General features: G+C 41.1%; 10 protein-coding genes. 8 read left to right on the plus strand and 2 right to left on the minus strand.

The window, feature by feature from the left end:
• Positions 1-132 precede the first annotated feature (132 nt).
• The 3 genes from GVK91_RS05425 to GVK91_RS05435 all read left to right on the plus strand — a co-directional run bounded on the left by GVK91_RS05425 (position 133) and on the right by GVK91_RS05435 (position 3296).
• Positions 133-1359, plus strand: a complete 1227-nt coding sequence (locus GVK91_RS05425) for an OmpP1/FadL family transporter (protein WP_153844305.1) — start codon at positions 133-135, stop codon at positions 1357-1359.
• 22 nt (positions 1360-1381) lie between these two features.
• Positions 1382-2710, plus strand: coding sequence for an SGNH/GDSL hydrolase family protein (locus GVK91_RS05430; RefSeq protein ID WP_159727391.1), 1329 nt, complete (start codon positions 1382-1384; stop codon positions 2708-2710).
• Positions 2711-2879: 169 nt separating this feature from the next.
• Positions 2880-3296, plus strand: coding sequence for an OsmC family protein (locus GVK91_RS05435; protein WP_070570243.1), 417 nt, complete (start codon positions 2880-2882; stop codon positions 3294-3296).
• A 156-nt stretch (positions 3297-3452) separates the two neighbouring features.
• Here the strand turns inward: GVK91_RS05435 and GVK91_RS05440 are convergent, their stop codons facing one another.
• Positions 3453-5825: an outer membrane beta-barrel family protein gene (locus GVK91_RS05440; RefSeq protein ID WP_159727393.1), complete on the minus strand. Its 2373-nt coding sequence runs from the start codon at positions 5823-5825 to the stop codon at positions 3453-3455.
• 113 nt (positions 5826-5938) lie between these two features.
• On the opposite strand from GVK91_RS05440, the gene GVK91_RS05445 reads away from it, so the two are divergent.
• Both GVK91_RS05445 and GVK91_RS05450 read left to right on the plus strand, forming a co-directional pair.
• Positions 5939-7282: a sensor histidine kinase KdpD gene (locus GVK91_RS05445; protein WP_153844308.1), complete on the plus strand. Its 1344-nt coding sequence runs from the start codon at positions 5939-5941 to the stop codon at positions 7280-7282.
• 80 nt (positions 7283-7362) lie between these two features.
• Positions 7363-8037: a response regulator transcription factor gene (locus GVK91_RS05450; protein ID WP_153844309.1), complete on the plus strand. Its 675-nt coding sequence runs from the start codon at positions 7363-7365 to the stop codon at positions 8035-8037.
• A 3-nt stretch (positions 8038-8040) separates the two neighbouring features.
• On the opposite strand, the gene GVK91_RS05455 is transcribed toward GVK91_RS05450, so the two are convergent.
• Complete coding sequence (locus GVK91_RS05455) at positions 8041-9096, minus strand: DUF2157 domain-containing protein (protein WP_153844310.1); 1056 nt, start codon at positions 9094-9096, stop codon at positions 8041-8043.
• Positions 9097-9253: 157 nt separating this feature from the next.
• Between GVK91_RS05455 and uvrA the strand changes: the two genes are divergently transcribed.
• From uvrA to GVK91_RS05470, 3 genes are all read left to right on the plus strand, one after another.
• The gene (gene uvrA, locus GVK91_RS05460) at positions 9254-12094 is read left to right on the plus strand and encodes an excinuclease ABC subunit UvrA (protein ID WP_159727395.1); all 2841 of its coding nucleotides are present in this window, start codon (positions 9254-9256) and stop codon (positions 12092-12094) included.
• Positions 12095-12397: 303 nt separating this feature from the next.
• Entirely contained in the window at positions 12398-14284 is a 1887-nt protein-coding gene (mutL, locus tag GVK91_RS05465) for a DNA mismatch repair endonuclease MutL (RefSeq protein WP_159727397.1), read from the plus strand.
• A gap of 12 nt (positions 14285-14296) precedes the next feature.
• Positions 14297-14983 carry a rhomboid family intramembrane serine protease gene (locus GVK91_RS05470; RefSeq protein ID WP_153844313.1) on the plus strand — a complete coding sequence of 229 codons (687 nt, stop codon included), beginning with the start codon at positions 14297-14299 and terminating at the stop codon, positions 14981-14983.
• Positions 14984-14991 lie beyond the last annotated feature (8 nt).

Below are 14991 nucleotides of genomic sequence, written 5' to 3' on the forward strand. Positions count from 1 at the left end.
ATTTTTAGTATCCTTGCATTTAAAGGTACGAGCAAAAAAAATATTACACAACATTTATTAATTTTAGTCAAACATTTATTATGTTAGCATTGTATTTGATAGAGGAATGTTAACCAAACAATAAACACTAGTATGAAGAAACTACTATTCTCAATACTTTGTGCAAGTCCGTCACTCTTGTTTGCACAAGGATCACAAGTGAATCTACAAAGTCCCAAGGCAGTGGGAATGGGAGGAGCAGGCTCTGCTTACTTTTTAGATGAATCTTCCATTTTCTATAGCCCGGGTGCCTTAGCAAAAATGGACCATAATGCTATTTCCGTTGCCGGTAATGCCGTGATGTACAAGTCTGCATTTCAAGAGGTTGGAAGTACAGTTGTTTATCATACTAGAAATCAGATTTCAACTCCTTTCTCATTATTTGCCGCATTCGGTCCTAAAAACTCCTGGTGGAAAGCCGGTATTGGAGTCTACACACCTTATGGTGGAGCCGTCGATTGGGGGAAAGATTGGGTTGGTAAATTCAGTTTGGTCAGCCTTTCGCTACGTGCAATCTATATTCAGCCCACATTAAGTTTCAAACTGACTGAAAATTTTAGTGTTGGGGGTGGTTTTGTATACAACATTGGTACCGTAGACCTCGAAAATTCTGTTCCCGTATTCTATCCGGATGGTCACGCCGGATTGGCAACATTAAAAGGAACCGGGACTGGCACTGGGTATAACGTCGGTATCCATTATAACTTAGAAGACGAATTTGCAATATCGGTAAGTTACCGCTCTAAAGTCGTCACCAAACTTAAAAATGGGGATGCAAATTTTGACGTACCTGAATCCGTCGCAAGCAACTTCCCTGCGGGCAACAAATTCAGTGCTGAATTACCGCTGCCATCCACATTTGCAGTGGGAATGGCCTTCCCTATTTCGGAGAAATTGAAGATGGCTATTGATGCCACACTCATCAACTACGACATTTATAAGTCCCTGGACTTCGATTACAAGGAAAATACGCCTGTATTACAGGATACGCATTCACCAAAAAAATATGATAAAGCAGGATCTGTCAAAGCAGGATTGGAGTATATTGCTTCCGACTGCCTACAATTACGTATAGGTGGCGGTGTGATCGCAACACCGGTGCAACAGAGTGCCTATGTCTATCCGGAGACACCAGATAACACCAGGTACTTGATATCTGGGGGTTTTACCGTAAAACCGTCACCGAAAATTGACGTCACAGGTTCTTTTGCATACCAACGCATTGTGGCTCGCCAGTCAACCAACGTTGAGAGTCATCTTTCGGGTACTTATGCGACAAATATTTTTGCTCCTGGTATCGGTGTAAGCTATAAATGGTAATTAACAGCCAAATTTGACTAAGATGAAAAAAAACAAACTTTATATAGCTGCGGCGTTAGCACTTTTTGCGATCGCCTCATGCAAACCGTCCTTGGACGAATATAAGCCTTCGGCTGGATCGCTTAATTTTTCAAAATATGTTGCCATCGGAAACTCATTGACAGCAGGTTATGCCGATGGAGGACTCTACTTGGAGGGCCAAAAGGTGGCTTACCCCAATTTAATTGCGGAGCAATTAAAACAAGTGGGTGGTGGTGAGTTCAAATCGCCATTTTTCAGTGAAGATCAAGCCAATGGTTCTGGCTATATTACGCTTACAGCACTTGTCAATGGCCAGCCGGTGACGGCACAGGTAACGGATAAATTAGCCTACCGCTCAGCTTCACCAAAATTATTGACCAAATATACAGATCCGATCAACAACCTTGGTGTACCAGGTATGCGTATGGACCTTTCTATGGTAGCAGGTATGGGGTCTCCCGCTGGAAACATGTATTTCGAGCGCTTACTACCTGATGCAGATGCGATGAAAACATATTTCAACTATTCCACCACGCAAAACCATACCTTCTTTAGTTTTGCGCTTGGAAATAACGACGCGCTCGGCTGGGCAACAAATGGTGGTGTAGTGAACATTAACCCAACAACAAAACAACCGGATCCGACAACTGTGTTGACAGAAACAGCTCAGTTTACTGCGATTCTCAATGGCTATGTACAGGCACTGACTCAAGGGGACAGAAAAGGGGTACTGGCAACAATTCCTGATGTAACAGCAACACCTTATTTTACGACGGTAACCCGTGCTGCTTTATTGGCAGCCGTGAATGCAACAAATCCGCCGACACCAGTAACAAATATCTACATTGCAACAAAGTCAGGTCCTCGTGCTGCTACTGATCAAGATTATTTTGTTCTACCATTCTCCTCAACAGGATTATTGGGAAAACCAAATGCCGCACAAATTCCGTACGGCTTACACCCACTGAATCCCGTGGAAGACAAATACGTGCTTGATGTAAGCGAAACGGCAACAGTCGTACAACGTATCAACGAGTATAATGCGGCCATCAAAGCTGCTGCAGACTCAAAAGGCCTAGCTTTAGCAGATGTACATGAGTTCTTGAATAATGTAAAAGGAGGCGTCCGTATCAACGGACTAGCGGTTAGTGCAAAATATATCACTGGAAATGCTTTCTCTTTGGATGGTATCCACCTAACGCCAATTGGAAATGCCCTAATGGCCAATATCTTTATCAGTGCGATCAATTCAAAATATGGATCGAAGATCCCGCAAGTTGACGTAGCAAAATATCGCGGTGTTAAATTACCTGATACTGTTTCAAAATAAACAGCGATCAATATACTGACAAAAGGCAGACGAATAATCGTCTGCCTTTTTTGTATATTTGTTTAGTATAGATTGAACAGAAAAAACTCGTATGGATTGAAAAAGAAGATGAAGTATTACCCCATCTCCTCACAGCCTAAACGAGCAAAAAAGAATAAAATAAAATAAGATGAAAATCAAATTAAACCGTGTCAACCAAGCTGTGCATTTCGAAGCCAGCAGTGAATTATCCCCTGTCAAAGTCAACATTGATGGCTCGGAAGCTATCGGCGGTGAAGGAAAAGGTGTTCGTCCAATGGAGTTGGTTTTAATGGCACTGGGTTCTTGCAGCGTCTTTGACCTCCATAGTATTCTGGTAAAACAACGCCAGCAAATTGACGATATCCAGGTTGAGGTGGAAGGTAAACGCCGCGAAGAAATCCCTCAAGTATTTACAGATATTCACATTAATTTTTTCCTAAAAGGTGAAATTGATGAGGTAAAAGCAGCCAAAGCGGCTGAATTAGCCGTTAAAAAATATTGTTCGGTACACGATATGCTTGCCGCTGGCGGTATTAATATCACGTATTCTTTGAAAATAAACTAAGAAAATACTTTCTTAGCATCTGATAATCCTCCACATGCGATGTGGAGGATTATTGTTTTTAATCCATGCTGTTATATTCATTCCCTTTACCAATGTATTATGAATAAAATAGGTACAGAGAATCGAAAGGATTTAACTTTACCAAGATTAACTGATTTACAAACGGTTCTGCTCTTCTGTTCTTGTGGGCTGATTACTGCTCTTGACTTTCTGATTTCCAAAATGATACCGCAGCGTCAGATTTACTTTTCTGGTATCCCGATAGTCCCTATAAAAATTATTTTGATCGCCGTACTTGGATGATATCGTCATTTTCTCTGTTTTGAAAATATCCATAAATGATAGATTTACTTCAAATTTCTTTTTAAAGAATTTTCGATTTGTCGTCACATAGGTACTTGAATACCCTGTAATTTTAAATGGCCCCTGTATCGTGGGCGATGTAAACGTATTACCCAGTTCAAGGTTCCAACCGGCATCCTTATTCAGCACATAGTTGGTGCTTACGTTTCCGTTGCCGATATACACATCATTTTTGTGCAATACGTCATCAGTACCCATAAAATAATTCTCGTTATACATCCCCTCTAGCTGCAGATTCAATCCCCAGCGTCCGGTCAGCTGAAAACTCTTTCCTAAGTCTATCCCAGCCCCTTGTCCTTTCTTGATATTGGTATATTGGAAAATCAGTTGGTGATTGTTGTTATCTTGGCGGGAAATTTCCATATTGGGCCACTTTTCAAATCGGTAGAAGAGATCGATATTCCAGTTGTTTTTTGTCCAGGTCAGATTCAGGTTATGAACGATCGTCGCCCTTAAACGTGGATCTCCCTGAAAATAAGAAAAACGATTGTAATAGGATTTTGCAGGATTAAGCCAAGAATACGATGGTCGACTGATACGCTTTCCATAGGAAAAACCAAACTGCTGATCGTCAGTCAAGGCATATTGCATGTAAAATGTCGGGAAGAGCACAAAATAATCACGCTTATTGATATCAGCCGGTTCGGATACAATACCTTCCAAATCGGTATATTCTCCTCTTAAACCAGCTTTCCAGCTCCATTTTTTCCAGGCATAGTCCAATGAGCCATACAAAGCCACATTACGTTCTTTGTAATCAAACACACTACTCTTATCAGGCCTTTGCTCAAGCTTCCCTGATTCATCATCAAAGAAAGCTAGGGTGCTCGTCGTTTTCACATCGCTAAATTTTCCACCAAACTCCATCCCCAGCTTCTTTATTTTTCCGGTGAAATCTATCTGTGAAGAAAAAAGCCGATTTTTATTTCCATTATTACTGATAAATCGGGTATCTGTCGGCTCCTCCCCCTTAAATCGCAGCGCCGTCAGTACATCCTGATCATTTGTCGAATGATTGTCAGTGAAGTAGGATGACCAATTTATGCTCCACCTGGAATTAAGCTTCTTTGTTACCTGAAGGTAGAGGTTATTCGTTTTTGTCGACCGTTGATGATCATTGGTGGTAAAATAACTAGACTCCTGTACATGATTTTTATCGTATATAATGGTGGGCACTTCATAAATACCATAGGTTTTCGGTCCGTAATAACCATTTAGCCCAGCATTAACCGTCCAGGTTGTATCGGGTGTATAGTCTATCGAAAATACATAGCTGTTCTGACTGTTATTGGTATCAAATCGATCCATGACACCTTCCCATGAGGTTTGCTCATTCGGATAATATACATAATTCGTTTCATAGCGTGCGTAGGTCCCTCGTCCGAAATTATAAGTACCACGAAGATTGAATTTTTCATCTTTATAATACTGGGTCAGTCCAAACAGTTGCTTCCAGGTACTGCTTTTTTCGGCCAATGCAACCACCGTGCCTCTAAAGCCATATAGGTTGGATTTGGAAAGTTTAATATTGATAATCGTGCTTCCCTCAGCTTCATATTTTGCAGGTGGATTGGTAATAACCTCTATCGATTGCACGTCGCTACCTGCTGTATTCTCCAGATAGGTTTTCAGTTCGTCCCCCGTGAGCATCACTTTGCGGTCATTAATGAGGACAACAATATTTTTGTTTCCACGGACCATTAAATCCGCACCATTCACCATCACCAATGGTGTACGCTTCAAAATATCCCAGCTATTCAGTGCTGAAAGATTGGAATTTTGAACGTTAAATTCCAAGCGGTCCAACTTACGGATCAATCGGGGAGCTCGACCCACGACCTGCGCTTCTTCGAGTACCTTTGCTTCAGGAAGAAGTTCAAGTAACAAAGGGCGAGAAATGGTATCGCTGCGAAAAAAAAGTTCCTGAGACTTGAAGTTCAGATAGGTTGTCCGTAGATAGTATCCACTAGGATGATCCAGCGTAAGTATAAACTTTCCAAAATGGTCAGTCTTTACTTCACGGATCTCTTGATAGTTGCTATCCAATAGCATAACGGTCGCTCCCGCCAGCACAATTTTGTTTGCATCCTGTACTTGTCCCCCGATTTGTTTGGTCTGTGCTGAAAGCAACAAGGGGAAAGCCAGAAAAAATAGGATCAATTTCATACTTCGGTATTTAATGGTTCAAAAGTGTCTATAGTTGCGACAAATAATGGTTAATGAAGGGTTAATACTGGGTTAAGGTATATTATCTTAGCCGTCAGCAGTTATATTTGTGTATGGAATTGAAGCCCAAAAGTTATATCGTCCTCTTTACGTTATTTTTTGCCGTACTTATTGGCATACAGGGGTATCAATTGTACAATACCTATCAGCTCAAACAGCGTGATATTTTTGCCACTGTGAAAAGTAAGCTGGGCAAGCTTCATGACAACGACAAGCTTTTTGATGATGATTTAATGAGCAAGGATATTGCTAGAGACTACTACATCAAATTGGTTAAAAATGAGATAACAGCCGAAAAACTAAAAGAGCTATACCGCGCAAATGCCCATAAAACTTCCCAGAAGCTCACGCGATATGTCGACAGCCTATTTCAACCCTTGGGAATGGATGTTATCCTGAAAAAGGAAATTTTGGGTATTTACTTCAAGAACCTAGAAAAACAAATCGCAGCGGGGCCTATCACTGTCTACATAACAAATGGAACGTTTCGTCAACCCGTAGAGCTTTCTTCAAGCGAATGGATAACTGAAAAAACGGAAACACAGAAAATCAAAGACAGTATCCAAAGCCGAGAGATCTTGTATACCTTTTTTGTACACCGGAAAACTTCCTTTGAGGTAACGAATCTCAACTGGATATTGTTCAAAGAACTTACTTCGCTCCTATTGAGCACCTTATTTATTCTAGCCGCTTTTCTTTGGCTTTTTTATAGAACCATTCAGAATCTCAGAAAACAGCAGAAACAGATCACCGTACTGCACGATGTCGTCGACAATATTTCACATGAACTCAAAACACCTATTGCAACCCTGAAAATTGCCGCTAAAACACTTCGAAAATCAACAGACGAAAGCATTATAACGGTCATTGAACGACAAGTAAATCGCTTGGAACAAACCCTTGATCCACTTAACGAAAATCTTCAAACTATTGATCAGCCTCCTGTCACCAGTACAGAACTTCAAGCTATTTTCGACGATTTTCAATTGACCAACTCCGCTATCGCATTCCAATTAAGTCCCTTGCCTGACGGCAAATTATGTCTGAGTCCAAATGATGCGACAACACTATTTCAGAACCTGATGAACAATGCCGTAAAATATGGTGCAACTTGGATTAATATCTTTTTTGAGGATCAGAAAGGTAAACTCTCGGTTTGTATACAGGATAATGGTTATGGCATGGAGGAGTCCGAGTTACCTTATATTTTCGACAAGTTTTACCGCATCCAAAAAGACAATGTTCACGACACCAAAGGCCTGGGAATCGGTCTTTTCCTTGTAAAAAAAATCGTCGATCGTTATCACGGACAGCTTACTGTAACCAGCAAACCCAATGTAGGGACTACGTTTAAAATCCAGCTGCCGCATGCACTTGTCCTATCATCGGAAATATAACCAACAAGGATAAACTGTGGAAAGGAAATAGGCGGCCATAGACTAAAGCATTTGTATTAACTTAACTACTGAAGACAAAAATGAATAAAATATTACTCGTTGAAGATGATCCAGATTTTGGTTTTATGCTCAAGCAATACCTTGAGTTATCCACATTTGCCATAGACTGGATAGCGCAGCCCAATGATCTTACGGAAAATTTCCAGCAGCTAGCCGATTACGATCTGGTTATACTGGATGTTATGCTTCCTCAAATCAGTGGTTTTAGCCTGGCTAAAGAAATCAATGCATTATACCCTGCTTTACCCTTTATCTTCTTAACAGCCAAGGAGCAAAAAATAGATAAGCTCACGGGACTAAAAATCGGTGCCGATGACTATGTCACTAAACCTTGTGATCCCGAGGAACTATTGCTTCGCATACAGAATATATTAAAGCGGAATCAGAAAAATAGTAGTCCAAAATCGATCGCCATCGGGAAGTATCTATTCCATCCCGAACAATTATTATTAAGCCATACTTTGGAACAATTTAAGCTCACTGAACGTGAAGCCCAACTTCTCCTCTTTCTATGGCAACACAATGGTCAGCTTGTCACGCGTGAAGAAATTCTTGAAAAGGTATGGGGAAATGCAGATTTCTTTACAGGAAGGAGCATGGATGTCTTTATTACCCGGATCCGCAAATACTTAAGCCTGGATCCCAATCTAAGCATCAGTTCGAATAGAGGTGTCGGATTTACGATTCAATTTTAAGGGTTATCCAGCAATCTCTTCCTTCCGTTTGTTCCATAATTTCTCTGCCCAACGGCCGACAAACCAAAAGGACACGGCCAAAATCAAAAAGAACACTGCTCTATTGATATTATCCCAGAGATACTCGACATAGCGGGTATAGATATTGAGCACTAAAAATACAAAGCCTACTTCTCTGCTGACGTTATCTTTCGCTTTTAAGCCGTAGACAACCAGGAATACCGACACGGCAGTGGATAAAATACCCCAGTAGAACATATGGTATTGACGTACAGTCGTCCATTCATAGAAATCAGCATAATTTCCAAAAATAGAAAGGGTCCACAAGGATACCATCAGATAAATCAATCCCACAATATAACTGATGGGCTGAAAGACTTGTAGCCTTTCAAACCTGGGTTGAATCCAAACAGCCAACGCGGTTATCAGTGCCCCAAAAATGGTAAAACGCAGCGGGTAGTTCATTCCCCAAAACTTAAATCCCCAATTGCTGTGGTAGGCGGTCTCGGTCGCAAACCATACGCCCAAGGCCAAAAGCATAAACGTCCAAATCAGCTTACTCTCGAGCTTAACGGCAAGAAAGCCATAAATCGCCACGGAGAGTAAAAATAACAAGGAATAGTGCATCGTGTCTTTATCCAATACTTTACCCATGAACCCGATACAGGCCGCAGTTCCGAAAACCCCAATCAGCATCATGGTTTCCGTGGATAGATTTTTATAAGGATAGCGTTTCTTATACCGAAAACCCAGCGTATAGAATAATACAGCCACGGCAGCGAAAAAGAAGCAAAATAGGATATTAGGTGCTTCGTAGAGTGTATCCACAAAGGCCAAGAATGATGCATCTGTAAACAACGAAAAAACAGCAAAGACCAGAGATGCCAAGGCAATCCAAAAAGCGTATCTAGCCAGTTGTCCCCAATCAAAACTTTTCACGTCTAAACTATCCATCAGCTCGTTCGCTTTTTGTTCATCCAATAAGTTCTCTTTCTTCCAAAATTGGACAATATCGTCGATCGATTGTTTCTCTTGTTTGCTGACGTCGTATTTTCGCATAAATTTAGATTTACTGTGCAAGGTACATTATTTTTTTAAATCACTTGTATATCACATTTTGTTCCAAAAGTCAGATAGGCTCGCATAATTCCTTTAAAATCTGTAATTTTGCATGTTTTGCATTTAATCCCTCACACGGGGACCTTAAGGAGTTTTCATGGCAGTAAAAAGAAGCCCAGATTTGGGCGAACAAAGTGAAGTTCAAGTATTTGGAGCGCGTGCGCATAATCTTAAAAATATAGATGTTTCTTTTCCGAGAAATGAATTGGTTGTTATTACAGGTTTAAGTGGCAGCGGAAAGTCTTCCTTGGCTTTTGACACCATTTATGCCGAAGGACAACGTCGGTATATGGAGACATTCAGTGCCTACAGCCGTCAGTTTTTGGGAGGCATGGAACGTCCGGATGTGGACAAGATATCGGGCTTAAGTCCAGTGATCTCCATTGAACAGAAAACCACCAGCAAAAACCCGAGGTCCACTGTTGGAACCATTACTGAGGTTTATGATTTTATGCGTCTACTATTTGCCCGAGCAGGAGAAGCTTTCTCCTATGTGACCGGGAAGAAAATGGAGCGTATGTCGGACGATCAGGTTATCGAACGGATTTTGACTGAGTTTGAAGGACAGGCCCTCAACATCCTGGCACCAGTGGTTAAGGGACGTAAAGGCCACTACCGTGAGTTGTTTGAACAAATCCGTAAGCAAGGTTATGTGAAGGTACGTGTGGATGGAGAAATATTGGACCTTGTTCCAAAAATGCAGGTCGACCGCTACAAAATACACGATATTGAAATCGTCGTAGATCGTCTGAAAGTAGAGCGTGAAGATAAAAAGCGCTTACAGACTTCAGTGATGCAGGCGATGAAAACAGCGAAAGGCATCATCAAGGTCTCCACGAAAGATAATCAGGAGCAATTCTATAGCCGCTATCTCATGGATGCCGAATCGGGGATCTCTTATGATGAGCCACAGCCAAATACCTTCTCATTCAATTCCCCATACGGTGCGTGTCCTACATGTGATGGTTTGGGCTATATTTTTGAAATTGATAAGAATGCCGTTATCCCGGATAAAAAACTAAGTATTCAAAAGGGTGGTTTGGCCCCTCTGGGACCTACCCGGGAAAATTGGACTTCGGAAGTATTGAAAGCTGTCGCAAAAAAATTAGATTTTACCATTACAACACCGCTTGAAAAACTAACTGAAGAACAGATTGACCAGCTTTTATTTGGCAATAAGGAAGAGCCTATCGTTGTCACGGTATCTTATGGAAGTTATGGCACACGTGAATATCGTGTTGAATTTGAAGGAATCTTTAAGATGCTGGAAGAGTTTTCGGGAAAATCATCGGATGAGGCGCCTTCTTTAGATGACTTCAGAACGAAAGTGACCTGTCCAACCTGTGCGGGAGCGCGTCTGAAAAAAGAGTCTTTACATTTTAAAATTGCGGATAAAAACATCCATGAGCTCTCAACGATGGACATTACATCCATCAAAGAATGGTTTGATCAGGTAGAAAGCAAACTTGATGAACGCCAGCTCATTATTGCAACAGAGATATTAAAGGAAATCCGCGCACGTTTAGGCTTCCTGCTGGATGTCGGCCTAAATTACTTGACTTTAGACCGTACAGCTAAAACACTTTCAGGTGGTGAAGCACAGCGGATCCGTCTGGCCACACAGATTGGTTCCCAACTGGTGAATGTACTTTATATTCTGGATGAGCCCAGTATTGGGCTCCATCAGCGGGATAACGAACGTTTGATCAATGCGCTTAAAAACCTACGCGATATTGGCAATTCGGTCCTTGTTGTGGAACATGATAAAGACATGATCCTACATGCCGACCATGTTATCGACATGGGACCTGCTGCAGGCGTTCATGGTGGCACTGTGGTTGCCGAAGGTACACCAACAGAAATCCTAAAATCAAACTCTTTAACAGCAGCTTACCTCAACGGAACAAAAGAGGTTAAGATTCCTGAGAAACGCCGTGAGGGCAATGGAAAAACATTGTCATTACATGGAGCAACCGGACATAACTTAAAAAATCTGTCTGTCTCTTTTCCATTAGGAAAACTCATTGTTGTATCGGGTGTTTCAGGTTCGGGTAAATCAAGCCTAATCACAGGTACTTTATACCCGATTTTGAATAAACATTTTTTCAGAGCCAAAGCAATTCCACTTCCTTTCAAAAAAATTGAAGGGTTAGAACATATTGACAAAGTCATCGAGATCGACCAAAGTCCTATCGGCCGTACACCACGGTCCAACCCTTCAACCTATACCGGTGTATTTTCAGACATCAGAACCTTGTTTGTTCAGCTTCCAGAAGCTAAGATCAGAGGCTATAAACCAGGAAGATTTTCCTTTAACGTCAAAGGTGGTCGTTGTGAAACCTGCCAGGGAGCCGGGCTGAAAGTCATCGAAATGAATTTCCTTCCCGATGTACAGGTTCCTTGTGAAACATGTCACGGAAAACGCTACAACCGAGAAACTTTAGAGGTACGCTATAAAGGAAAATCCATTTCCGATGTACTTGATATGAGCATCAACGACGCTGTGGATTTCTTCGAAAATGTACCGAGTATTTACCGAAAGATCAAAACACTGCAGGATGTAGGTTTGGGTTATATCACCTTAGGACAGTCCTCGACAACCTTATCGGGAGGTGAGGCACAACGGGTAAAATTGGCTACTGAACTTTCTAAAAAAGACACTGGAAATACATTCTATATCCTTGATGAACCGACAACAGGTCTTCACTTTGAAGATGTTAATGTTCTTATGGGCGTTATCAATCGCCTGGTCGGGCGCGGGAATACCATTTTGATCATCGAGCACAACCTTGATGTCGTTAAATCGGCTGATTGGGTCATTGATATCGGTCCCGAAGGTGGCAAAGACGGTGGGCAGGTTCTATTTGAAGGAACACCTGAAAACTTAATTAAAAATAATAAAAGCGAAACAGCACGTTTCTTAAAATTAGAAATGTAATACCTTTGAGACAGCAGCCGCGAAGTATTATGTTTCACGGCTGCTGTTTGCCCGGGATGGCTCGGTTATTGCGCAGGAATGTTTTCCAACTCCTTGGGCTTTGTCTTACAGGGGCAATAGATATCGCACACTGACTTTGACGGCCGAGGAATAGGGCGCAACTATTTATCAATGCCATCCATTTTCATTTGTATAAATGAACACATTAAAGGTTTTTGCTTTTAAAGAACATACAGAATGTCCGGTTGATTTTCATCAGTGTTTATACGCTGTAAATATGGATATTTCTTAACTTTGTATTATATGTCGGATATTATTCAATTACTTCCAGATAATGTTGCTAATCAGATTGCGGCGGGAGAAGTGGTGCAGCGACCAGCGTCTGCCATTAAAGAATTGATTGAGAATGCTATTGATGCTGGAGCTGACAAAATAAAACTTATTGTTAAAGATGCAGGCAAGTCATTGATCCAGGTCATTGACAATGGCTGTGGCATGAGCGTAACTGATGCTCGTCTTTGTTTTGAACGTCACGCAACATCGAAAATTCGTAAGGCTGAAGACTTATTCGCTATCCGCACAATGGGTTTCCGTGGTGAAGCAATGGCCTCCATTGCTGCGATTGCACAGGTAGAGCTCAAAACACGCCGCATCGAAGATGAACTGGGTACAGTTGTTGAGATAGAGGGATCAAAAGTTGTCAACCAATACCCGGAAGCTGTTGCTGCCGGAACAAATATTTTAGTTAAAAATCTTTTTTACAATATTCCTGCGCGAAGGAACTTTCTAAAGAGTAACTCCGTAGAAATGCGTCATATTATTGATGAATTTCAACGTATTGCCTTATCAAATCCACAGATTTTCCTGTCCTTACATAGTGACGGAAATGAGATCTACCATTTGCCAGCTGAGACGCTGAAACAACGTATTGTCCATATTTTCGGAAACAATTACAATCAGCGACTTGTCCCTGTGGAAGAAGATACATCCATCATTAAGGTAGAAGGTTTTGTGGGAAAACCTGAATTTGCAAAAAAAACACGTGGTGAACAGTTTTTCTTTGTCAACAAACGCTTTGTACGTGATCCCTACCTGCACCATGCGGTCATGAATGCTTATGAAGATATCTTACAGGCCGAAACATTTCCTTTCTATGTCTTATTTATCGACATAGATCCAGCACGCATCGATATCAACGTACACCCTACCAAGACCGAAATTAAGTATGAAGACGATAAGGCTATTTACGCCATTATCCGTTCAGCCGTAAAAAGATCATTGGGACGGTACAATATCATGCCATCTTTGGATTTTGAACAGGAAACGAGCTTCACCAATCTCATCACAAAAAAGGCATTGGATGAAATTATCGTTCCAACGGTAACTTTTAATCCAAACTTCAATCCATTTGATACAGACAAATCAAAATCTGGTTCGAGCTACACGCGCTCGGAAAGCTACGCTGAAGGACTCAGTAAGAAAACAGGTGGCATACCCAGCAATTGGGATTCCTTGTACCAGATTGTCGAAAAGGAGGAATCTGTTCAGCTGCCATTGCATGCGGAGCCAGAATTGCAGACGGATAACTCACAGACCATTCAGGCTGAAGATAAGTCATCCTCAAAGCTCTTTTTTCAGCTCCATAATAAATATATTGTTTCTCAGATTCACTCTGGATTTATTCTAATCGATCAACAGGCTGCACATGAACGTATTCTCTTTGAACAATTTCTTGCGCAACTGGACCAACATAAAGGTCTGAGTCAACAAAGTTTGTTTCCACAGACTTTGGACCTGAATGCTGCAGATAATGAATTAATGAAAGACCTCCTGGAGGACATCAATGGCTTAGGCTTTCAAATTCGTGAATTTGGAAAAAATTCCTATATTATTGACGGAATTCCTGCAGACTTAGGAACAGGATTCGACGAAATAAAGATGATTGAGAAAATATTGGAGGATTACAAAAACAATCAATCTGAGTATAAGCTCGCTAAGCGAGAAAATCTTGCCAAGAGTCTTGCCCGTAATGCGGCCATTAAGCCCGGTACCGTATTGGACAATACAGCGATGGCGGAGCTTGTGGATAGACTTTTTGCTTGTCACTCACCCAATATCTCCATTTATGGCAACCCTGTAATTGTAACATTTACATTGCAAGAATTAGCGGAAAAATTTGGTAAAAATTAGAAGATAAAATATATGTTTCCACAACTGACACCTGTTATCAAGAATTTATTGATCATCAATATCATATTTTATATTGGATCACAACTTGTACCTGCAGCATATGATTATCTTGCGGTCTATTATCCGGACTCCCCTTATTTTAAAATCTGGCAGGTGATTACGCATATGTTTATGCATGACAAGAACAATATTACCCATATTTTCTTCAATATGTTTTCCCTGGTTATGTTCGGTCCTATGATTGAGCAGGTACTTGGGTCAAAACGTTTTTTAAATTTTTACTTGGTTTCGGGAATCGGTGCCTGGTTTCTTTATACAGCTGTAAATGGTATACAACTCTATAATGCGACAGGTTCTTTCGCTCCACTTCACGGCATAAGCGGAAACGAACTTATTGCCATGGCCAATACCGGAAATAATGAAGCACTAACTTACCTCATTCCGATGTTAGGGGCCTCAGGAGCCATTTATGGTGTTCTATTAGCATTTGCCTACCTTTTTCCAAACATACCACTTCAATTTTTGTTTATTCCTGTACCAGTCAAAGCAAAGTATATGATCGGTGGATTCATCCTCATCGAAATTTATATGAGCTTGTCTAGACCAGGAGATTCTGTGGCTCACCTGGCGCATGTCGGTGGTGCACTATTTGGCTATCTACTGCTTAAACTGTGGAAGATTAGAAAAGGAATTTATTAATATCGTGC

It is taken from the genome of Sphingobacterium sp. 18053 (assembly GCF_902706145.1).
In the GTDB taxonomy this organism is placed as follows: Bacteria; Bacteroidota; Bacteroidia; order Sphingobacteriales; family Sphingobacteriaceae; genus Sphingobacterium; species Sphingobacterium paramultivorum.

What these genes read in the sequence shown, in the direction of transcription:
- GVK91_RS05425 (WP_153844305.1), top strand. Translation starts at nt 133, where the DNA reads ATGAAGAAACTACTATTCTCAATACTTTGTGCAAGTCCGTCACTCTTG.
- GVK91_RS05430 (WP_159727391.1), top strand. Translation starts at nt 1,382, where the DNA reads ATGAAAAAAAACAAACTTTATATAGCTGCGGCGTTAGCACTTTTTGCG.
- GVK91_RS05435 (WP_070570243.1), top strand. Translation starts at nt 2,880, where the DNA reads ATGAAAATCAAATTAAACCGTGTCAACCAAGCTGTGCATTTCGAAGCC.
- GVK91_RS05440 (WP_159727393.1), bottom strand. Translation starts at nt 5,825, where the DNA reads ATGAAATTGATCCTATTTTTTCTGGCTTTCCCCTTGTTGCTTTCAGCA.
- GVK91_RS05445 (WP_153844308.1), top strand. Translation starts at nt 5,939, where the DNA reads ATGGAATTGAAGCCCAAAAGTTATATCGTCCTCTTTACGTTATTTTTT.
- GVK91_RS05450 (WP_153844309.1), top strand. Translation starts at nt 7,363, where the DNA reads ATGAATAAAATATTACTCGTTGAAGATGATCCAGATTTTGGTTTTATG.
- GVK91_RS05455 (WP_153844310.1), bottom strand. Translation starts at nt 9,096, where the DNA reads ATGCGAAAATACGACGTCAGCAAACAAGAGAAACAATCGATCGACGAT.
- uvrA (WP_159727395.1), top strand. Translation starts at nt 9,254, where the DNA reads ATGGCAGTAAAAAGAAGCCCAGATTTGGGCGAACAAAGTGAAGTTCAA.
- mutL (WP_159727397.1), top strand. Translation starts at nt 12,398, where the DNA reads ATGTCGGATATTATTCAATTACTTCCAGATAATGTTGCTAATCAGATT.
- GVK91_RS05470 (WP_153844313.1), top strand. Translation starts at nt 14,297, where the DNA reads ATGTTTCCACAACTGACACCTGTTATCAAGAATTTATTGATCATCAAT.